We start from the raw sequence: 18,716 nt of genomic DNA, 5'->3' as shown, positions 1-18,716 counted from the left end.
CATGATCAACAACCGTTCCCTGCTGATCGTGGGCGGCCTGGCCGCCGCGGCCTGGCTGGCCAGCAACAGCCTCTACGTGGTCGACGAGACCGAGCGGGCGGTGAAGCTGCGTTTCGGCGAGGTGGTCGAGGAGGACATCCAGCCGGGTCTGCATTTCAAGGTGCCGATCACCCAGACGATCCGCAAGTTCGACACCCGGCTGCTGACCCTGGACACCGATCCCAGCCGCTACCTGACGCGGGAGCAGAAGGCGGTGATCGTCGACTCCTACGTGCAATGGCAGGTGATCAATCCGACGCGCTACTACGAGGCCACGGCCGGTGACGAGATGATGGCCCGGCGCCTGATCCAGCCGCGGGTCGACGAGAGCCTGCGTAACGAGTTCGGTCGCCTCGACCTGCAGCAGATCATCGCCGAGCGCCGCGACGACCTGATGATCGGGCCCACCCAGGAGCTCGACCGGCTGATGCGCGATGAGCTCGGCGTGGCGATCGTCGACATCCGCGTCAAGCGCATCGACCTGCCGGAGCAGGTCTCCTCGGCGGTCTACGAGCGCATGCGCTCCGAGCGCGAGCGCCAGGCGCGCGAGTGGCGCGCCCAGGGCCAGGAAGAGGCCGAGCGCATCCGCGCCAACGCCGACCGGCGTCGCCAGGTGCTGCTGGCCCAGGCCACTGCCCGTTCCGAGACCCTGCGCGGTGAGGGGGACGCGGAGGCCGCGGCGATCTTCTCCGCGGCCTATGGCAAGGACGAGGAGTTCTTCTCCTTCTGGCGCAGCCTCGATGCCTATCGCCAGAGCTTCAACGGCGACGGCAACATGCTGGTGCTGGACCCCTCCAGCGACTTTTTCCAGTATCTCAAGAGCCCGACGTCAGCCGGCGAGTGACCCTGCGGCGGGCGGCGCGCCGCCCGCCGCAGGGTTCATCAGGCGCGCAAACGTGATAGACTCCTGAAACCGGGCGTGGCCCGGTTTTTTTGTGGCCTCTTCCCGTGAAGGGTGAGCGGCCGGGCATGGCGAGATGCCATTCGCCGGTGGCCGCTTCCCGGGCCATTCATCGTGCTGCAGGACGACATGACATGACCATCGCTGACCGCTGGCTGCTGCCCGACGGCATGGACGAGGTGCTGCCACCCCAGGCGAGCCGCATGGAGGCGCTGCGCCGGGCGCTGCTCGACCTCTATCACTGCTGGGGCTACGATCAGGTGATGCCGCCCCCCGTGGAGTTTCTCGACTCGCTGCTCACCGGGACAGGCTCTGACCTGGAACTTCAGACCTTCAAGCTCACCGATCAGCCCACTGGCCGCATGATGGGCGTCAGTGCCGATGTCACCCCCCAGGTGGCGCGGATGGATGCCCACTCGCTCAGGCGCCAGGGACCGGTACGGCTGTGCTACTGCACCAACGTGCTGCGCGCCAAGGCAGACCAGTTCCAGGGAGGGCGCAGCCCGGTACAGGTGGGGGTCGAGCTGTTCGGCCACGCCGGCCTCGAGGCCGATCTGGAGATCCTGCGCTTGGCACTGGCCAGTCTGGTCGCCGCCGGTGCCGGGGAGATTCACCTGGCGCTCGGCCATATCGGCATCTATCGCAGTCTGGTCCAGGCCGCCGGCCTCGAGCGTGACCAAGAGCGGGCGATGTTCGCGGCCCTGGAGCTGAAGTCCCCCGGCGAACTGGCGGCGCGGGTCGCGGAGAGCGTCGACGACCCCGCCCTGGCGGAGATGTTCATGGCGCTCGGGCGGCTGCATGGCGGCTCGGAAGTACTCGACGAGGCGCGTGAAGCCTTCGCCGAGGCCCCGGCGGCGGTCGGGGCGGCGCTCGATCAGTTGCGCGCGCTGCAGCAGGGTGTGCTGTCCGAGCACCCCGAGGTCGAGCCGTATTTCGACCTGGCCGAGTTGCGCGGCTACCAGTACCACACCGGCATGATGTTCGCCGCCTATGTGCCCGGATACGGCCAGGCCCTGGCCAAGGGCGGACGCTACGACGACACCGGCCGGGCCTTCGGGCGCGCTCGACCGGCCACCGGCTTTTCGATGGACCTCAAGCTGCTGGCCACGCTGGCGCCCGGTGAGCCCCCTCACGGAGGCATCTGGGCCCCGGCCGAGGGAGAGGGCCTGGCCGAGGCCATCGCCGTGCTGCGCGAGCGTGGCGAGCGAGTGGTGCAGGCGCTTCCCGGTCAGCGGACGGGGCCCGAGGGGCATCGCTGCCATCGACGACTGGTGAAGCTGGGTGACGACTGGCAGGTTTCCCCCCTGGCGTGAGGCCGGCGGCAAAACCCTGCATCGGCGGCTTCTTTGATCAAAGAGACGAGACACAATGGGCAAGAACGTAGTCGTACTGGGCACCCAGTGGGGTGACGAAGGCAAGGGCAAGGTGGTCGACCTGCTCACCGAATCCGCGTCCGCCGTGGTGCGCTTCCAAGGCGGCCACAACGCCGGCCATACCCTGGTGATCGACGGGGAGAAAACCGTCCTGCACCTGATTCCCTCGGGGATCCTGCGCCCCGACAAGACCTGCGTGATCGGCAACGGCGTGGTGCTGTCGCCGGAGGCGCTGATCGACGAGATCCATGAGCTGGAGCGCAAGGGCGTGCCGGTGCGTGAGCGCCTGCGTCTATCACCGGCCTGCCCGCTGATCCTGCCCTATCACGTGCGCCTCGACCAGGCCCGCGAGAAGGCCCGCGGCGTGGCCAAGATCGGCACCACCGGCCGCGGTATCGGGCCGGCCTACGAGGACAAGGTGGCGCGTCGCGGCCTGCGCCTGGGCGACATGCTCCATCGCGAGCGTTTCGCCTCCAAGCTTGGCGAAGTACTGGACTACCACAACTTCGTGCTGACCCGCTACCATGGCGAAGCGCCAGTGGACTTCCAGGAAGTCCTCGACGACGCCATGCGCATGGCCGAGGAGCTGCGGCCGATGGTCTGTGACACCGTGAGCCTGGTCCACGACCTGCGCAAGGCGGGCGAGAATATCCTCTTCGAGGGCGCGCAAGGGTCGCTGCTGGACATCGATCACGGCACCTATCCCTTCGTGACCAGCTCCAACACCACCGCCGGCGGCACCGCCACCGGCTCTGGCGTCGGTCCGCTGTACCTGGACTATGTGCTGGGCATCACCAAGGCCTACACCACCCGCGTCGGTTCCGGTCCCTTCCCCACCGAGCTGTTCGACGAGCATGGCCGTCACCTGGCCGAGAAGGGCCACGAGTTCGGCGCCACCACCGGCCGGGCGCGGCGTTGCGGCTGGTTCGATGCCGTGGCGTTGCGCCACGCCGTGCAGATCAACTCGGTCTCCGGCCTCTGCCTGACCAAGCTCGACGTCCTCGATGGCCTGGAGAACATCCGCGTCTGCGTCGGCTATCGCAGCAAGGACGGCGACGTCCTGGATAACCCGGTGGACTCCGAGGGCTACGAGGCGATCGAGCCAGTCTACCAGGATTTGCCCGGCTGGACCGAATCCACCCTGGGGGCCAGGCGTGTCGAGGACCTGCCGGCCAACGCCCGTTCCTACATCAGCTTTCTCGAGGAGCAGGTGGGCACCTCCATCGACATCATCTCCACCGGTCCGGATCGCAACGAGACCATCGTGCTGCGCAACCCTTTCGAGGGCTGAGGACGAGATCGAACCGCGATGACGAGAAGGCGCCCCACGGGGCGCCTTCTTCGTCTCAGTAGTCGATACCGCGTCGGGCCTGCAGGCCGGCGTTGAAGGCGTGTCGGGTCTCTTGCATCTCGGTGACGGTATCGGCCATGGCGATGAGGTCCCGGTGGGCGTTGCGTCCGGTCATGATCACCGTCTGCTCCGGTGGGCGGTTCTGGATGGCGCGCGTTACGGTTTCGATATCCAGGTAGCCGAACTTGAGCATGTAGGTGATCTCGTCGAGCACTACCAGGTAGACCTCGGGGTCGGCGAGCATCCGCTCCGCCTCGGCCCACACCTCTCGGCAGGCGCGGGTATCCGCCTCGCGGTTCTGGGTCTCCCAGGTGAAGCCGGTGGCCATGATCGCCACGTCCAGGTTCGGGTCTGTTTCGAGTCGTGCGCGCTCGCCGCACTCCCAGAGCCCCTTGATGAACTGCACCACGCCGACCCGGTAACCGTAGCCCAGCGCACGGGTCACCGTGCCCCAGGCGGCGGTGGTCTTGCCCTTGCCATTGCCGGTGAACACCAGCAGCAGGCCGCGTTGTTCGGTGGCACCGGCGACCTTGTCGTCGACCCGTTCCTTGAGTGTCTGCATCGCCCGCTGGTGGCGGCTGTCGCGATCGCCCATCTCGTCTCCATCGACTGTTCGTGAGTCGTCCCAGCCTACGCCAGATCCGGGACGGCGTCAGCCGGGGGCGCCTAGCCGGGGGCGCCTAGCCGGGGGCGCCCCGCTGAGCCTCCATGCGCATCAGGAACACCCTCATGATGCGCTCATAGAGGGCGGGGCCAAGCACGGCGTCCTCGATACCGGCGTCCACGTTGGGATTGTCGTTGACCTCGATGACCACGACCCGGTCGCCGATCTGCTTGAGGTCGACGCCATAGAAGCCATCACCGATCAGTCGGGTAGCCTTGAGCGCGGTGCGGATCACCGTCGCGGGAACGTCCTCCGGGGCATGGGTGGTAAAGGCGCCGCTCTTCACCCGGCCGCCCGAGTGGTCGTAGATCTGCCAGTGGCCGCGGGCCATGTAGTAGCGGCTGGCGAACAGCACCTGGCCATCCAGCACGCCGATACGCCAGTCGAACTCGGTGGGTAGCCACTCCTGGAGCAGCAGCAGGGCGGAGGAGGCGAACAGCCGCTCGGCCTCACGGACCAGTGTCTCGCGGGAGGCAATCTTGACCACGCCGCGAGAGAAGGCCCCATCCGGGATCTTGAGCACCATGGGGAACGCCAGGCCCTCGGCGAGCCGCGTCAGCCGCCCCTGGTCGCTGCGCTTGATCAGCACGCCCTCGGGGGCGGGAACGCCGCGAGTCTCGAGCAGGGCATGCAAGTAGACCTTGTTGGTACAGCGCAGGATGTCGCCCGGGGCATCGATCACCACCAGCCCCTCGTGTTCGGCCTGCTTCGCCATGCGCCAGGTATGGTGATCCAGGGCGGTGGTCTCGCGGATGAAGAGGGCGTCGAACTCGGCCAGTCGGCCGGCATCGTGCCGGGTGATCAGCGAGACGTCGATGCCCAGCCGGCGTCCGGCGCGGATGAAGGCCTTGAGGGCGCCGCGGTTGCTGGGCGGCAAGGCCTCGTCGGGGTCCACCAGGATGGCCAGATCGAAGCGATAGCGCCGCCGCGCCCGGGGGGTTCGCCAGACCTTGCGCGAGTGGCGGTTCAGCGCTCGGGCAAAGAGGTCCTGCTCCTCGGTGGTAAGATCGCGCAGGCGGATGGGCTTGAGGCGCGCCAGGCGCCAGCTGTTGTGACGCCGCACCAGCCGTGCCTCCAGCAGGGGGCAGGGCAGCCGCTCGAAGAGCAGGCGGGCCAGTCTGGCCAGGTTCGGTGCCAGGCACTCCCCGAACAGCACCCGCAGGGTCAGGGCATCACCGGCCAGGGCACCCTGGCGCGAGAGGTCACCGAGCAGCGGTGCCAGGGTGTCCAGCTGCAGATCGACCATGGCCTTGCGTGACACGGCGTTGAGGGTCTCCACGCTGGGCAGGACCCGTTGGCCACGCGCCTCGGCGAGCAGCGAGACGTAATAGCCGGTGCCCAGATAGTCCAGTTCCCCGCACAGGTTGATGACGTGGGTGGTGCGTGCCTGGTCGACCTCCCGGCGCGGGCTGGAACGGTGGGGCTGGCCGAGGAAGGTGTCGGCCGCGACCAGGTCCTCGGTGGGGTAGTAGGGGTGCCAGTCCTCGAGCCGGTCGACGACGATGCGCAGGGGACACATGGGGCGGATTCCTTCTGGTGGTCACGGCGTCAGCTTGAGGCTGAACGCGGCGCATGACAAGCCGTCTGAAAGGTGAAAAGATTTCAGGGGAAAGGCCCTGACAGCCAGGCCCAGGGCCACCAGACTCCCTGCCAAGGCCCTTGGAGCGCCCATCATGAACGCCACCGTTCGCCCTGCCGGAGCGGGGGATCTCGACGAACTCGACCGCCTGGAGCAGGTCGCCTTCAGCGGTGATCGCTTCACGCGTCGCCAGCTCTGGCACTTGGTCAACCGTGCCCATGCCCTCACCCTGGTCATCGAGGGCGACCCGGGACTGCTCGGCTACGGCACCCTGCTGTTCCGCCGGGGTAGTCGACGGGCGCGACTCTACTCCTTCTGTGTCCATCCCCGGGCCCGTGGCGCCGGCCTGGGGCGTGGCCTGCTCGAGGCGCTGATGACGGCCGCACGGCAGCGGGGCTGCGAGCGGCTGCAGCTCGAGGTGCGGGCCGACAACCGGGTGGCCTTGGGGCTTTATCGGCGCATGGGCTTTCGCCTGGTCGGGTGGCTGGAAGATTATTACGCGGACGGCTGCGCCGCCTGGCGCATGGCCTTGCCGCTGGTCGACGACGAGAGGGCCGCTATCGGCGCTGCCAGCTGATAGACTTTCCTTTTCTCTACTCACCACTATTCCTAACGGCCATCAGGATACCGCCATGCCCTCCTTCGATATCGTTTCCGAGTTCGACAAGCACGAAGCCAGCAACGCCGTGGATCAGGCCAACCGCGAGATCCAGGGGCGCTTCGACTTCAAGGGCGTCACCGCCTCCTTCGAACTCACCGGTGAGACGGTCCAGCTGGAGGCCGAGGTCGACTTCCAGCTCAAGCAGATGCTCGACGTGCTGCGCAACCGGCTGATCGCCCGCGGCATCGATCCCCGCTGCATGGAGGTCGAGGAGCCCGAGCTCTCCGGCGTGCGGGCCCGCCAGACGGTCATGCTCAAGCAGGGGCTCGACCAGCCGGAGGCCAAGGACATCGTCAAGCGGATCAAGGCAGCCAAGCTCAAGGTCCAGGCCCAGATCCAGGGCGACAAGGTCCGCGTGACCGGCAAGAAGCGTGACGACCTGCAGGCGGTGATCGCCATGCTCAAGAGCGAGGAGGGGCCGGACCTGCCCCTGCAGTTCGACAACTTCCGCGACTGACCCCCAGCTGGTCACGCTTGGCCGGCTTGACCCCGGTCAGTCCGGCTGTCGTCTCCACTTGAAAAGCGTCCCGGTGCCACCACACTTATATAGGCAAGACGCAGTCAGTACGTGGTTCTTGAGATGACGATAGCGTATCAGGAGGTGACGTATGGATCTGCAGAAGTGGTCTCCCTGGAGCTGGTTCCGCAGCGAGGGGCAGGACGCACCGGTCGGCAGCGAGCCGCGCCGTGGTGAGCTGTCGCCGGTGACGGGCATGCACCAGGAGCTGGACCGCTGGATGGACGGTATGATGCGCCAGTTCGGCCTGCCGTCCCTGGAAACTCGCTTCGGTGACATGCCCGAGTTGCTGCGGCCGCGCCTCGACATCGCCGAGCGAGATGACAGCTATCTCATTACCGTCGAGGTGCCCGGCGTCGAGGAGAAGGACATCCGGCTGAACCTCGACGGGGAGCGCCTGGTGATCGAGGGCGAGAAGCGCCAGGAGAGCGCCTCCAAGGATGATCGCTACCAGCGGGTGGAGCGGTCCTATGGAAGCTTCCGTCGGCTGCTCGACCTACCCTCCGACGCCAAGCCCGAGGGCATCGAGGCGACCTTCGACAAGGGCGTGCTCACTATCACGGTGCCCCGCAGCGGCGAGGCCAAATCGAACCGCCGCGAAATTCCCATCAAGGGCTGATTCCGGCGCCAACGGCCTTTGCGGCCGTTGGCGCTCTCCTTTTATAGCCTGCCGCTGGCACGACCATTGACGCCTATCATTGGCAGCGGGGTGTCCCTTGGGCTTCAATGAAGGTAACGCCCTTCGCCGCCACGGGAGTGAGCGCCTGATGTCTCATGCACGCCGAGCCGCCTACCTGACCCTTGCCGGGATCAGCTTCGTGCTGGGGATGATCGGCGCCTTCCTGCCGCTGCTGCCCACCACCTGCTTCATGCTGCTGGCGGTCTGGGCCGCCTCTCGGGGATCGCCGCGCTTCGCCGGCTGGATTCGCCGCCATCCCCGCTTCGGTCCCGCCGTCCTGGCTTGGGAGGATGAGCGGGCGATCCCTCGCCATGCCAAGTGGCTCGCCTCGGCCATGCTGGTGGTCTCCATGCTGGTGCTGGCGCTGACCGTGAGCCTTTGGTGGCTCAAGCTTTCGCTAATCGCCGGCCTCTGTCTGGTGGGGGGGTGGATCCTGACCCGCCCCGAGCCGGTCATCAATTCGTAAGCGAGCGGTATGGCGCCCGGTTCCTGGCATTCACCTCCGGGTGTGACGCGCCGTACAATGATCGGCAATTCTCGACAGGAGCCATCCTCGATGTCCGAACCACAACCGATCCACTTGAGTGACTATCGACCACCCGCCTACCGCGTGACCCACACCGAGCTGACCTTCGATCTCGCCCCCTCCGCTACCCGGGTCAAGGCGCGCCTGCATGTCGAGCGTCACCCCGAGCGACAGGCAGGCGAGCCGCTGATGCTGGACGGCGAACAGCTCGCACTCAAGGCCATCGCCATCGATGGCCAGCCGCTGGGGGAAGACGAGTACGCGCTCACCGAGGGCGGGCTTACCGTGCACCGGGTGCCGGAGGCCTTCCGGCTCGACACCGAGGTGGAGATCGCCCCGGAGGCCAACACCGCCCTGGAAGGGCTCTACCAGTCGAACGGCATGTACTGCACCCAGTGCGAGGCCGAGGGCTTCCGGCGCATCACCTTCTATCCGGATCGGCCCGACGTCATGGCCACCTTCTCCACCACCGTGATCGGCGATGCGGAGCGCGAACCGGTGCTGCTCTCCAACGGCAATCCGGTGGAGCGCGGCGAGTTGCCCGGCGGGCGCCACTTCGTCACCTGGGAGGATCCGTATCCCAAGCCCTGCTACCTGTTCGCGCTGGTGGCCGGCGACCTGAAGAAGGTCGAGGACAGTGTCACGACCCGCAGCGGGCGTGATGTGACCCTGCAGATCTGGGTCGAGGAGGAGAATCTCGACAAGACCGACCACGCTATGGCCTCGCTCAAGCGGGCCATGCGCTGGGACGAGAAGACCTATGGTCGCGAGTACGACCTGGACCTCTTCATGATCGTGGCGGTTAACGACTTCAACATGGGGGCTATGGAGAACAAGGGGCTCAACATCTTCAACTCGGCGGCGGTGCTGACCCATCCGCATACCGCTACCGACGCGGCCTTCCAGCGGGTCGAGGGCATCGTCGCCCACGAGTACTTCCACAACTGGTCGGGTAACCGCGTCACCTGCCGCGACTGGTTCCAGCTCTCCCTCAAGGAGGGGTTCACGGTCTTCCGCGACCAGTGCTTTTCCGCCGACACCAACTCCGCCCCGGTCAAGCGCATTGAGGAGGTCGCCTTCTTCCGTACCGCTCAGTTCGCCGAGGATGCCGGTCCCACCGCCCATCCGGTGCGCCCGGATCACTACATCGAGATCGGCAACTTCTACACCCTGACCATCTACGAGAAGGGCGCCGAGATCGTGCGCATGCTCTGTAATCTGGTGGGCTGGGAGGCCTTCCGGCGCGGCAGTGACCGATATTTCGAGCGCTTCGACGGTCAGGCGGTGACCATCGAAGACTTCGTGGGCTGCATGGCGGAGGCTTCGGGGCTCGACCTCACCCAGTTCATGCGCTGGTATTCCCAGGCCGGCACCCCGGAGATCGATGCCCACGGCGAGTACGATTATGCCAATGCCGCGTATCGTCTGGTGCTGCGCCAGCGTACCCCGGCCACGCCCGGCCAGCCCGACAAGCAGCCGCTGCATATCCCGATCCGCCTGGGGCTGGTCGGCACCAAGAGCAGGCGCGACCTGGCGCTGACCCTGGACGGCGAGGCACTGGGCAGCGACGCCGTGATTCACCTGTGCGACGAGGAACAGGAGTTCTTGTTCACCGATGTCAGCGAGGCGCCGGTGCCCTCGCTGCTGCGCGGCTTCTCGGCGCCGGTCAAGTTGCACTTCCCCTATGCCCGCGAGGACCTGGCCTTCCTGCAGGCCCATGACTCGGACGGCTTCAACCGCTGGGATGCCGGCCAGCGTCTGGCCCTGCTGGCCTTGGACGACCTGATCGCCGCGCATCGCAACGGCGTGGAGAAGGTCATGGATCCGCGGGTGGTGGAGGCCTTCCGCGGCCTGCTCACCCTCGAGGCCGACGACAAGGCGGTACTCGCCGAGATGCTCACGCTGCCCTCCGAGGCCTATATCGCCGAACAGCAGCCGCTGGTGGACGTGGACGCCATCCATGCCGCCCGGACCTTCGTCAAGCAGTCCCTGGCGATGGCCCTGCGCGACGACTTCCTGCGGGTCTTTGAGGCGAACCAGAGCGAGGCACCCTACTCGCCGGAGCCCGAGCAGATCGCCACGCGAAGCCTGAAGAATGTGGCGCTCTCCTACCTGGTCAGCATCGAGGACGAGGCAGGCATCGCCCTGGCCCGCGAGCAGTTCGAGGCCGACCATAACATGACCGACGTGCGCCAGGCCCTGACCCTGCTGGTGCACTCGAGCCGCGAGGACCTGGCCGACCCGGCCCTACGCGTCTTCGGCGAGAAGTGGGCCCATGACCCCTTGGTCATGGATCAGTGGTTCAGCATTCAGGTCACTCGGCCACACTCGGATGCCCTGGACCGGGTCAAGTTCCTGATGGACCACCCGGCCTTCTCATTGACCAACCCTAACAAGGTGCGGGCGCTGATCGGCGCCTTTACCGGTCAGAACCCAGTCAACTTCCATCGTCTCGATGGGGAAGGCTATCGCCTGCTGGCCGATACGGTGATCGAGCTCAACCGACTCAATCCGGAGATCGCCGCCCGGCTGGTTACCCCGCTGACCCGCTGGGCCCGTTTCGACGAGACGCGCCAGGCGCTTATGAAGGCCGAACTCGAACGTATCCGCGCCGAGACGCTCTCGCCCAACGTCTATGAGGTGGTCGAGAAGGCGCTCGCGTGAACTCGCTGGCGTCGCTCCAGCACCACGGCGCCGCCCCTAGGGGCGGCGCCGTGGTGTCGAGGGGCGGGGGTCACTGGATGAGCCAGCTGAGCACCGTCACCCCCAGCAGCCACCAGATCAGCATGGCGATGAGGGCCCGGCGCAGCAGGGCGGCAAAGCCCTTCCACAATAGCCCCAGACCAATCAGCAGCACCAGCAGGTTGAGCAGCGTGGGCGGGACGCCCAGGGAATCGGCGAGCCCCGTCACAAAACCCCGGGCGGCATCGTCGAGATTGGCGAAGAAGCCGGTTAGGCTATCGACGAGGAAGCGGATGAATTCGCCCAGCGTATTGCCGATATAGGTGAAGGCGTCTTCCATGGGTCGGGGTCCGGGATCAGGGAGGTTGGCTAGTGCCACAGGCGCCAGAGGTCCGGCGCGAGGCCGGTTCAGTATCGCGAGAAGGACCACAGCGGGGCAAGTATCATCCTAGCTGGCTGGCCCGTGAGATGACGCCCGCTTCTTCTGCGGCGCTGTCGGCCAGGGCCCGTCCGGCCTCGTCATAGACATGGAAGACCGCATTGGCTCCCAGCTCACGAATCGGCCCGATCTCCTCGGGATACTCGACCACGGCCGAGATGCGTCCCGGGAACTGGCGTGAACGCAGCTGCTTCAGGGCGAAGAGGTTCCCGGCATGGTGCGGCATGGCCAGCACCACCAGCCGCACGCCGTGGGACATCAGCAGCTTGTCCCAGAAATCCGAGTCCACGGCGTCCCCTTCCAGGATGTTGAAGCCCTTCTCGCCCAGTCGCTTGACGCTCTGTGGGTTGCTGTCGATGCCCAGTACGCGCAGGCCGTACTCCTTCTGAAGGCGTCGATAGACGCTGCGGCCGATGCGGCCCATGCCCAGCACCACGGCCTCGGCATCTCCCACCTCGATGGGTCGGTCACTCGGCGAGAGCTCGTTGACATCGATGGACGGCAGGCGCGGCTCGATCAGGCGATAAAGGCGCTCGCTGACACCGTTGAGCACGGCCGAGGCGGCGAAACTTAGCGCCACTGCCAGGGAGATGACGACCAGCCACTCCGGTGGCAGCCAGCCACTGGTTACCGCGATCGCGCCCACGATCAGGCCGAATTCCGAGTAGTTAGTCAGACTCAGGGTCGCCAGCACGGAGGTACGATGGCGCATGCGGAAACGCATGAAGACCAGCTGGTAGATCACGCTCTTGAGGGGCAGCATCAGGACCAGCAACAGGGCCATGGCAAACATCTCGGCATCGGGCATGGCGATCAGCCCGATGTTCAGGAAAAAGCCCACCAGCAGCAGTTCCTTGAGGCTGAACATGGAGCGGGCAAGGGTCTGGGCCGCAGGATGGGGGGCCAGCAGCAGTCCGATGATCAGCGCCCCGAGGTCCCCCTTGACGCCGAGGGCCTGGAACAGGGCGTAACCTAACACCAGGGCCAACAGCATGCCGAACAGCATCTGCATCTCGCCATGGCCGAGTCGGTCGAGCAGGGCGCGCAGGGTCGGGGCAAGGGGAATCAGCAGCAGCAGGCCCAGGGCCCAGGGGCTGGGCAGCTTACCGGTGGAGACGGTGAGGAAGAGCACGGCGAAGATGTCCTGCATGATCAACACGCCGATGGCCAGGCGGCCGTAGGCGGTCTGGGTCTCGCTGCGTTTCTCGACTACCTTGACCACGAACACCGTGCTGGAGAAGGACAGCGCGAAGCCCAGCAGGGCCAGGGTATGCCAGTCCGAACCGGCCAGCAGTCCCAGGCCCAGCCACTTGCACAGGGCCAGCATGACCATTATCGCCAGCGTCGAACCCAGCATGTGCAGCGAGGCGCCGCCCCAGACATCCCGACGCAGCAAGGTGCTCACGTTGAGCTTCAGGCCGATGGTAAACAGCAGCAAGGTGACCCCGATATTGGCCAGGGTCTCGAGCAGTGGCGTCGCATCATAGCCCAAGGCATTGAGCACGAAGCCACCGGCCAGGAAGCCAACCATGGGGGGGAGGCGCAGTCCCAAGGCAACCATGCCACCGAGAAAGGCGGCAAGGAGAAAGGCCGGTTCGATCATGCAAGCTCCCTGTTATGCATTCCTTAGGCAGGACACTCAGTGTAAGGAAGTCGTAAGGTGAATGGCATTCATGATTTACGCGATGTCATGACCCGATGATGACATCATGATCCGGACCGGGAAATGAGGAGAGGGAATGGCCAGGCTGATCCTCAACGGCAAGGCGGCGCAACTGCCGGACGTCAGGGACGCGGTATTCGCCCGCCGCGAGGCGGGAGACACCCTTGCGGTGAGGGCCACCTGGGAGCAGGGGGATGCTGCGCGCCTGGCCGAGCAGGCCGGGCACGAGGGTGTCACACGGATCATCGCCGGCGGCGGTGACGGTACGGTCAACGAGGTGGTCAACGGCCTTATGCGCCTGCCCCCCGAGCGTCGCCCTGAGCTGGGCATCCTGCCGCTGGGCAGTGCCAATGACCTGGCGACCTCGCTGGGGCTGCCCCTGGACCTGGAGGCGTCGCTGCGAGCGGCCGTGCACCTGCCGCCGCGGCGCGTGGACGTGCCGCGGCTGGACGACTGGCACTTCCTTAACATGGCCACCGGCGGTTTCGGGGCCGAGATCACGTCCTCCACGCCCAAGACCCTCAAACGGCTGCTCGGGGGCGGGGCCTACTCGCTGATCGGCGCCTTCAAGGCCTGGGGCTATAACCTCTATCCGGGCAGGCTGCGCTGGGAGGGCGGGGAACGGCATGCCGACCTGTTCCTGCTGGCCATGGGCAATGGCCGCCAGTCGGGCGGCGGTCAACAGCTGGCGCCGCATGCCACGATGGACGACGGATTGCTGGATGTGCTGCTGGTGCGGGACTTCGCCTCGCTGGCCCAACTGCGCATCATGCGCAACGAACTGCAGTCGCGACCCGCCCGGGGGACCTATGTCGATACCTTCCGCACCCCGTGGCTCGCCTTCGAAGGAGAAAGGGAACTGCCGATCACCCTGGACGGCGAACCCGCCCGGCGTTACGGGTTCCGTGTCGATATCGATCCCGGTGCCTTGAGCCTGGCGGTGCCGCCGGACTGTGCCCTGCTCGCCTCCCTGTGGCGAGAAGGTGGTGGCGGTGGGGACTGAAGCCGCGTCGGAGACTGGCCAGCGGTCGGTCGTCACGGCATCATGGATCTTTCTCTGTCGAATCGCGGAGGTTGCCATGTTGACTCCCTTCCATCTCGCCGTCCAGGTGCGTGACCTGGCCGAGGCCCGGCGTTTCTACGGCGAGCTGCTAGGCTGTCCCGAGGGGCGTTCCAGCGATACCTGGGTGGACTTCAATCTGTTCGGCCATCAGTTCGTCTGTCACCTGAACCCGGCGCTGGGGGGCGAGGGTATCGAGGATCATCGCAATCCGGTCGATGGCCATGGGGTGCCCGTGCCGCACTTCGGCGTGGTCCTGCAAATGGATGACTGGGAGGCGCTGGTCGATCGCCTGACCGAGGCGGGCATCCGGTTCGAGATCGAGCCCTATCTGCGCTTTCGTGGCGAGCCCGGCGAGCAGGCCACCATGTTCTTCCGCGACCCCACCGGCAACGCCATCGAGTTCAAGGCCTTCCGGGACATCGAAGGGCAGCTGTTCGCCACGTGACTGCTCTCCGCCCTAACGGGCGGGGCTTCCCACTTCACAGGCAGCCACCGGCGACATGCCGGATTTACGCAAGCCTCCATGGGCAGATACGGACAGCCCTTCCGCCTTCAACTTCACTATGCCTTGATGCTTGATGTTCAGCGCCGCGTTGATGTCCCGGTCGTGGTGTGTGTGGCAGGCGGGGCAGTCCCACGACCGGGCACTCAGTGGCATGGTGTCCATCTTGTGCTGGCAGACATGGCAGGTCCTGGAACTGGCAAACCACGGGTCGATCCTGATCAGATGCTTGCCCTGCTCCTTGGCCTTGTAGTCCAGCTTGGCGGTCAAGGCGTGCCAGGACGCATCGCCGATGTGCTTGGCGAGCCTGGCATTCTGCATCATGTTGCGGACCTTCAGCGTCTCGACGATCACCACTTGGTTGTCGTCAACGATCTGTCGAGCGAGCTTGTGCTGGAAGTCGTTGCGGGCATTGGCGACCCGCTCGTGAGCCTTGGCGACGAGTAACCGTGCCTTGGCTCGGCGGGCGCTGCCCTTCGTCTTGCGGGACAGCGCCTGCTGCTTGCGCTTGAGGTTCTTCTGCGCTTGCTTGAGAAAGCGAGGATTGGGGATCTTGCGCCCGGTGGAATCAATCGCCAGGTGCGACAGCCCCATGTCGAGGCCGATCACCTTGTCGCCCTCGACACGCTGGATCGGCTCGGGGGCGACCTGCTCGGTATCAAGGAGCAGGGAGGCGTAGTGCTTGCCGGTGACCGTTCGGGTCAGGGTGATGCTTTTCAGCCTGCCTTCGACCTGACGATGCACCTTGGCATTGATCGGCCTGAGCTTGGGCACCTTGATCCAGTCATCACCGACCTTGACCCCAACGCAGTGATAGCTGGACTGCTTGCCGCGCTTGCGCTTGAAGCGTGGGTAGCCGGCCTTCTGGCTGGGGTCGAAGAAGCGCTGAAAGGCATGATCGAGGTTGAGGCACGCCTGCTGGAGGGCCATCGAGTCAGCCTCGCGAAGCCACCCGTATCGGCGAGAGCGCTTGGCCACCGGCAACAGCTTCTTGATATCGTACCTGGCGCTAAGCGACTGGCCGTGGACACGATAGCGGTGGGACATGATACGAAGGCCGGTGTTGTACACAAACCGCGTCGCGCCGAACTGGCGGTTAAGCCATGCCGCCTGCTCGGTCGTCGGGTAGAGGCGGACCTTCGTGGCCTTGAGCATGGTCCTGGCACCACAAGTGGATATACGTCCAGTATAGCCTCAGTCCCCGCCAGGGCAACATCACCCTCAAGAACCGCTTCGCGGTTCCCGCTTACCTCCCCCGGGGGTTCACGCGGATTTTTGCTGAAGGCGCCCCGGACGCGCGAACGCCGCCTTGCGATGGCGATCGGGCTTTGCTGCAATGGAGTCTTTCTTAAAGAGTGGGAGACGATGGCGATGACACCTTGGAAGCCGCTGGTCCTGCTACTGGCCTTCGGCCTGGTAGCCTGCGGCAACGATGACGAGGCCGGCGAGGCGTCGCCCGGCGATACGTCGCCCGGTGAGACACCGACCGCAGAGAGCGCTCCGTCGGCGCCGACCGAACCCACAAGTCCCTCTGCCGAGGAAGAGATCGACGCCACGGCGACGCCCGACGAGGCGCCGGCGACCTCGGCGGGCGAGGCGGCCACCTCGGACAGCGCGCCGGCGATGGCCGAGGAGGATGCCCTGCAGGAGGACGCCGCTCAGGAGGGTGCCACTCAGCAAGGCGCCGCGCTCGAGCCGGGCAGCGAGACTCTGGAGGAGTCACCGGGCGATACCCTGGAGGAAGGCGAGGCCCTGCCCGGCGAGACGACCCGCTCCGATGTCGATGCCATCATCGAGGAGACCGAGCGGCGCTTCCAGGAGGCGAGCGAGAAGATCGACGAGCAGTTCGAACAGGCCGAGAAGCAGGCCCCCGAGCTCGAGCCGATGCCTACCCCGGAGGGGGCGAGCGAGCTCGAGCCGATGCCTACCCCGGAGGGGGCGAGCGAGCTCGAGCAGGCCCTCGAGCCGGCACCCGACGCCTCGGATTCCCCGATGACCGATGAGATTACCGAGTCCGAGGTCGATGCCATCATCGAGGAGACCGAGCGGCGCTTCCAGGAGGCGAGCGAGAAGATCGACGAGCAGTTCCAGCAGGCCGAGCAGCAGGCGCCGGGGGAACGCCGTGAGCCTGAAAGGGTGACGCCTGATGAAGGGACGACGCCCTCCGGTAGCAGCTCGGCATCCGGCGAATCCGCGCCCTGAGCCCTGCGGGCAGGCATGAAAAAGGCCCACCGCAAGGTGGGCCTTCCTGTTCGGTGCCGCAGTGGAGCCTGGCAGCGGCACTGCGGCGCCGGGTCGACCGGGCAGGCTGCCTCAGTCGTTGACCCGGATATTGGAGGCCTGAAGGCCTTTCTTGCCCTGGGTGACGTCGAAGCTGACTTTTTGACCGTCCTGCAGGGACTTGAAGCCTTCAGCCTGAATCTCGGAGAAGTGGGCGAACAGATCGTCACCGCCGTCATCGGGGGAGATGAAGCCGTAGCCCTTGGTGTCGTTGAACCACTTGACAGTGCCAGTTGCCATTATCGATTTCCTTAACTAGCGAGATGATGATGCCGGGCCCGGAGCGATCGGTCGCGCCACTGGCCCTTAGTGCGTGGGCAAGACAAGGAAGAAGTGCGCACCGGGTGTATCGAGGGAATCGAAGTACAACTGACGACTTTCTACTTGCTGACCAACGCAGCGGATAGTGCATCAGCGCCAGGGTTGCGTCAACCGTGTGCCGCAGGGAGACTGGTGCTTCCGCCCGCCTGCTCACTGTAGTTGGAAAGCCGACAGGCGTCCAGCGCCTCGCGGCCCGACATTTCCCGATCTAGGTCCCATGACGAGAGCCCCCATGACCCATACGCAACTCGCTTCGAATGACACCCACAGCAAGGCGATCGGCTACCTGCTGTGGCTGTTCGGCTTCCTCGGCGCCCACCGCTTCTACTACGGCAAGCCGGTTACCGGCACTATCTGGTTCTTCACCCTGGGCCTTTTGGGGATCGGTTGGCTGATTGATCTTTTCCTGATCCCGGCCATGGATCGCCAGGCCGACCTGCGCTTCACGCCTGGCCCGGTCAACTATTCGCTGGCCTGGCTGCTGCTGACCTTCTTGGGAGTGTTCGGCATCCACCGTTTCTATCTGGGTAAATGGCTGACCGGCCTGCTCTACCTGCTGACCGGCGGTCTCTTCCTGCTGGGTGTGCTCTACGACTTCTGGACCCTCAACGACCAGATCTCCATGAAACACTCGCAGCGTGATCTCTCCAATGGCTGAGGTCCATTCATGTCCACCCACCGCTGAAGGCTATTTCTGTTCACCTACCGCTGAAGGCTCCCGATGCTCATCGACGCCCAGTTCCTGCCCTTCCTGGTGGCCATCACGCTGCTCAGCATGAGCCCTGGGGTGGACACCCTGCTGGTGATTCGCAATACCGCCCGTGGCGGGTTGTACGATGGGGTGGTGACCAGCCTGGCGATCTGCTGTGGCCTCTTCGTGCATGCCGCGATATCGGCCCTGGGCATCTCGCTGATCCTGCTGCAGTCGGCCTGGGCCTTCGGCATGCTGAAGCTGGCCGGTGCGGCCTACCTGATCTGGCTGGGCGTGGCCAGCCTGCTGGCCGCTCGGCGTGGCCGGGGCCTGCCGGTAGCGGCCGTTGTCGGGGAACATCAGGCGGTGCCGTGGTGGCGGCCGTTTCGCGAGGGGCTGCTCTCCAACGTGCTTAACCCCAAGACGGTGGTGTTTTATATGGCGTTCCTGCCCCAGTTCATCGCCCCGGAGGACCCGGCTCTGGTCAAGTCGCTGTTCCTCGCCGGCGTGCATTTCGTGATCGCCAATGCCTGGCAGATCGCCATCGCGGCGCTGGTGGGGAGTGCCGGGCGCTGGCTGGGTAGCCCGCTTTTCGCCCGTTGGCTCAACGGCATCACCGGGGGCGTGCTGGTCGGTTTCGGGCTCAAGCTGGCCCTGACCCGACCGCCAGCCTGAGCCATAAGCCACGGGCTGCGAGCCACGAGTTGCGAGCGATATGCTGCTACCTCGTAGCCCGTAGCCCGTAGCCCGTAGCCCGTAGCCCGTAGCCCGTAGCCCGTAGCCCG

The 18,716-nt window shown here is 65.8% G+C and carries 19 protein-coding genes; 13 read left to right on the top strand and 6 right to left on the bottom strand.

All coding sequences use genetic code 11. From position 1 onward, the window contains the following. Nucleotide 1 precedes the first annotated feature (1 nt). The 3 genes from hflC to FHR94_RS10465 all read left to right on the top strand — a co-directional run bounded on the left by hflC (nucleotide 2) and on the right by FHR94_RS10465 (nucleotide 3,604). Nucleotides 2-883, top strand: a complete 882-nt coding sequence (gene hflC, locus FHR94_RS10475) for a protease modulator HflC (RefSeq protein ID WP_183325663.1) — start codon at nucleotides 2-4, stop codon at nucleotides 881-883. A gap of 191 nt (nucleotides 884-1,074) precedes the next feature. Next, nucleotides 1,075-2,253, top strand: a complete 1,179-nt coding sequence (locus FHR94_RS10470) for an ATP phosphoribosyltransferase regulatory subunit (protein WP_183325662.1) — start codon at nucleotides 1,075-1,077, stop codon at nucleotides 2,251-2,253. 55 nt (nucleotides 2,254-2,308) lie between these two features. Then, nucleotides 2,309-3,604, top strand: a complete 1,296-nt coding sequence (locus FHR94_RS10465; protein ID WP_183325661.1) for an adenylosuccinate synthase — start codon at nucleotides 2,309-2,311, stop codon at nucleotides 3,602-3,604. 55 nt (nucleotides 3,605-3,659) lie between these two features. On the opposite strand, the gene cobO is transcribed toward FHR94_RS10465, so the two are convergent. After that, nucleotides 3,660-4,259, bottom strand: coding sequence for a cob(I)yrinic acid a,c-diamide adenosyltransferase (cobO, locus tag FHR94_RS10460; RefSeq protein WP_183325660.1), 600 nt, complete (start codon nucleotides 4,257-4,259; stop codon nucleotides 3,660-3,662). 85 nt (nucleotides 4,260-4,344) lie between these two features. After that, the gene (locus FHR94_RS10455) at nucleotides 4,345-5,847 is read right to left on the bottom strand and encodes a RimK family protein (RefSeq protein WP_183325659.1); all 1,503 of its coding nucleotides are present in this window, start codon (nucleotides 5,845-5,847) and stop codon (nucleotides 4,345-4,347) included. A 154-nt stretch (nucleotides 5,848-6,001) separates the two neighbouring features. Between FHR94_RS10455 and FHR94_RS10450 the strand changes: the two genes are divergently transcribed. The 5 genes from FHR94_RS10450 (at nucleotide 6,002) to pepN (ending at nucleotide 10,954) form a co-directional block, all read left to right on the top strand. Then, nucleotides 6,002-6,484, top strand: coding sequence for a GNAT family N-acetyltransferase (locus FHR94_RS10450; RefSeq protein WP_183325658.1), 483 nt, complete (start codon nucleotides 6,002-6,004; stop codon nucleotides 6,482-6,484). Nucleotides 6,485-6,539: 55 nt separating this feature from the next. Further along, on the top strand, nucleotides 6,540-7,025 hold the full coding sequence (locus FHR94_RS10445; protein ID WP_183325657.1) for a YajQ family cyclic di-GMP-binding protein: 486 nt from the start codon (nucleotides 6,540-6,542) through the stop codon (nucleotides 7,023-7,025). Nucleotides 7,026-7,176: 151 nt separating this feature from the next. Further along, nucleotides 7,177-7,704 carry an Hsp20/alpha crystallin family protein gene (locus FHR94_RS10440; RefSeq protein WP_183325655.1) on the top strand — a complete coding sequence of 176 codons (528 nt, stop codon included), beginning with the start codon at nucleotides 7,177-7,179 and terminating at the stop codon, nucleotides 7,702-7,704. A gap of 148 nt (nucleotides 7,705-7,852) precedes the next feature. Continuing rightward, complete coding sequence (locus tag FHR94_RS10435) at nucleotides 7,853-8,230, top strand: YbaN family protein (protein WP_183325654.1); 378 nt, start codon at nucleotides 7,853-7,855, stop codon at nucleotides 8,228-8,230. A 90-nt stretch (nucleotides 8,231-8,320) separates the two neighbouring features. Then, a complete protein-coding gene (pepN, locus tag FHR94_RS10430; protein WP_183325653.1) occupies nucleotides 8,321-10,954 on the top strand; it encodes an aminopeptidase N in 2,634 nt (877 codons plus the stop codon). A gap of 70 nt (nucleotides 10,955-11,024) precedes the next feature. Here the strand turns inward: pepN and FHR94_RS10425 are convergent, their stop codons facing one another. Both FHR94_RS10425 and FHR94_RS10420 read right to left on the bottom strand, forming a co-directional pair. Next, a complete protein-coding gene (locus FHR94_RS10425) occupies nucleotides 11,025-11,312 on the bottom strand; it encodes a hypothetical protein (RefSeq protein ID WP_183325652.1) in 288 nt (95 codons plus the stop codon). Nucleotides 11,313-11,415: 103 nt separating this feature from the next. Beyond that, nucleotides 11,416-13,014, bottom strand: coding sequence for a cation:proton antiporter family protein (locus tag FHR94_RS10420; protein ID WP_221188446.1), 1,599 nt, complete (start codon nucleotides 13,012-13,014; stop codon nucleotides 11,416-11,418). Nucleotides 13,015-13,150: 136 nt separating this feature from the next. Between FHR94_RS10420 and yegS the strand changes: the two genes are divergently transcribed. Both yegS and FHR94_RS10410 read left to right on the top strand, forming a co-directional pair. Beyond that, on the top strand, nucleotides 13,151-14,077 hold the full coding sequence (gene yegS / locus FHR94_RS10415; protein WP_183325651.1) for a lipid kinase YegS: 927 nt from the start codon (nucleotides 13,151-13,153) through the stop codon (nucleotides 14,075-14,077). Between the two features lie 76 nt (nucleotides 14,078-14,153). Beyond that, complete coding sequence (locus FHR94_RS10410) at nucleotides 14,154-14,582, top strand: VOC family protein (RefSeq protein WP_183325650.1); 429 nt, start codon at nucleotides 14,154-14,156, stop codon at nucleotides 14,580-14,582. A 12-nt stretch (nucleotides 14,583-14,594) separates the two neighbouring features. Here FHR94_RS10410 and FHR94_RS10405 read toward each other — a convergent pair whose 3' ends face one another. Next, the gene (locus tag FHR94_RS10405; RefSeq protein ID WP_183325649.1) at nucleotides 14,595-15,794 is read right to left on the bottom strand and encodes an RNA-guided endonuclease InsQ/TnpB family protein; all 1,200 of its coding nucleotides are present in this window, start codon (nucleotides 15,792-15,794) and stop codon (nucleotides 14,595-14,597) included. 210 nt (nucleotides 15,795-16,004) lie between these two features. On the opposite strand from FHR94_RS10405, the gene FHR94_RS10400 reads away from it, so the two are divergent. Next, nucleotides 16,005-16,841 (top strand): hypothetical protein, encoded by an 837-nt coding sequence (locus tag FHR94_RS10400; protein WP_183325648.1) that lies wholly within the window; start codon nucleotides 16,005-16,007, stop codon nucleotides 16,839-16,841. A gap of 111 nt (nucleotides 16,842-16,952) precedes the next feature. Here the strand turns inward: FHR94_RS10400 and FHR94_RS10395 are convergent, their stop codons facing one another. Next, the gene (locus FHR94_RS10395; RefSeq protein ID WP_183325647.1) at nucleotides 16,953-17,159 is read right to left on the bottom strand and encodes a cold-shock protein; all 207 of its coding nucleotides are present in this window, start codon (nucleotides 17,157-17,159) and stop codon (nucleotides 16,953-16,955) included. A 313-nt stretch (nucleotides 17,160-17,472) separates the two neighbouring features. On the opposite strand from FHR94_RS10395, the gene FHR94_RS10390 reads away from it, so the two are divergent. Together FHR94_RS10390 and FHR94_RS10385 are read left to right on the top strand one after the other, a co-directional pair. Next, a complete protein-coding gene (locus tag FHR94_RS10390) occupies nucleotides 17,473-17,898 on the top strand; it encodes an NINE protein (protein WP_183325646.1) in 426 nt (141 codons plus the stop codon). A gap of 63 nt (nucleotides 17,899-17,961) precedes the next feature. Further along, nucleotides 17,962-18,606, top strand: coding sequence for a LysE family translocator (locus FHR94_RS10385; RefSeq protein WP_183325645.1), 645 nt, complete (start codon nucleotides 17,962-17,964; stop codon nucleotides 18,604-18,606). Nucleotides 18,607-18,716 lie beyond the last annotated feature (110 nt).

The organism is Halomonas cerina (assembly GCF_014192215.1).
Taxonomy (GTDB): Bacteria; Pseudomonadota; Gammaproteobacteria; order Pseudomonadales; family Halomonadaceae; genus Halomonas; species Halomonas cerina.
Note: the sequence above shows the minus strand (reverse complement) of the source record. Positions and strands in the feature narration are given on the sequence as shown.

What these genes read in the sequence shown, in the direction of transcription:
- hflC (WP_183325663.1), top strand. Translation starts at nt 2, where the DNA reads ATGATCAACAACCGTTCCCTGCTGATCGTGGGCGGCCTGGCCGCCGCG.
- FHR94_RS10470 (WP_183325662.1), top strand. Translation starts at nt 1,075, where the DNA reads ATGACCATCGCTGACCGCTGGCTGCTGCCCGACGGCATGGACGAGGTG.
- FHR94_RS10465 (WP_183325661.1), top strand. Translation starts at nt 2,309, where the DNA reads ATGGGCAAGAACGTAGTCGTACTGGGCACCCAGTGGGGTGACGAAGGC.
- cobO (WP_183325660.1), bottom strand. Translation starts at nt 4,259, where the DNA reads ATGGGCGATCGCGACAGCCGCCACCAGCGGGCGATGCAGACACTCAAG.
- FHR94_RS10455 (WP_183325659.1), bottom strand. Translation starts at nt 5,847, where the DNA reads ATGTGTCCCCTGCGCATCGTCGTCGACCGGCTCGAGGACTGGCACCCC.
- FHR94_RS10450 (WP_183325658.1), top strand. Translation starts at nt 6,002, where the DNA reads ATGAACGCCACCGTTCGCCCTGCCGGAGCGGGGGATCTCGACGAACTC.
- FHR94_RS10445 (WP_183325657.1), top strand. Translation starts at nt 6,540, where the DNA reads ATGCCCTCCTTCGATATCGTTTCCGAGTTCGACAAGCACGAAGCCAGC.
- FHR94_RS10440 (WP_183325655.1), top strand. Translation starts at nt 7,177, where the DNA reads ATGGATCTGCAGAAGTGGTCTCCCTGGAGCTGGTTCCGCAGCGAGGGG.
- FHR94_RS10435 (WP_183325654.1), top strand. Translation starts at nt 7,853, where the DNA reads ATGTCTCATGCACGCCGAGCCGCCTACCTGACCCTTGCCGGGATCAGC.
- pepN (WP_183325653.1), top strand. Translation starts at nt 8,321, where the DNA reads ATGTCCGAACCACAACCGATCCACTTGAGTGACTATCGACCACCCGCC.
- FHR94_RS10425 (WP_183325652.1), bottom strand. Translation starts at nt 11,312, where the DNA reads ATGGAAGACGCCTTCACCTATATCGGCAATACGCTGGGCGAATTCATC.
- FHR94_RS10420 (WP_221188446.1), bottom strand. Translation starts at nt 13,014, where the DNA reads ATGATCGAACCGGCCTTTCTCCTTGCCGCCTTTCTCGGTGGCATGGTT.
- yegS (WP_183325651.1), top strand. Translation starts at nt 13,151, where the DNA reads ATGGCCAGGCTGATCCTCAACGGCAAGGCGGCGCAACTGCCGGACGTC.
- FHR94_RS10410 (WP_183325650.1), top strand. Translation starts at nt 14,154, where the DNA reads ATGTTGACTCCCTTCCATCTCGCCGTCCAGGTGCGTGACCTGGCCGAG.
- FHR94_RS10405 (WP_183325649.1), bottom strand. Translation starts at nt 15,794, where the DNA reads ATGCTCAAGGCCACGAAGGTCCGCCTCTACCCGACGACCGAGCAGGCG.
- FHR94_RS10400 (WP_183325648.1), top strand. Translation starts at nt 16,005, where the DNA reads ATGGCGATGACACCTTGGAAGCCGCTGGTCCTGCTACTGGCCTTCGGC.
- FHR94_RS10395 (WP_183325647.1), bottom strand. Translation starts at nt 17,159, where the DNA reads ATGGCAACTGGCACTGTCAAGTGGTTCAACGACACCAAGGGCTACGGC.
- FHR94_RS10390 (WP_183325646.1), top strand. Translation starts at nt 17,473, where the DNA reads ATGACCCATACGCAACTCGCTTCGAATGACACCCACAGCAAGGCGATC.
- FHR94_RS10385 (WP_183325645.1), top strand. Translation starts at nt 17,962, where the DNA reads ATGCTCATCGACGCCCAGTTCCTGCCCTTCCTGGTGGCCATCACGCTG.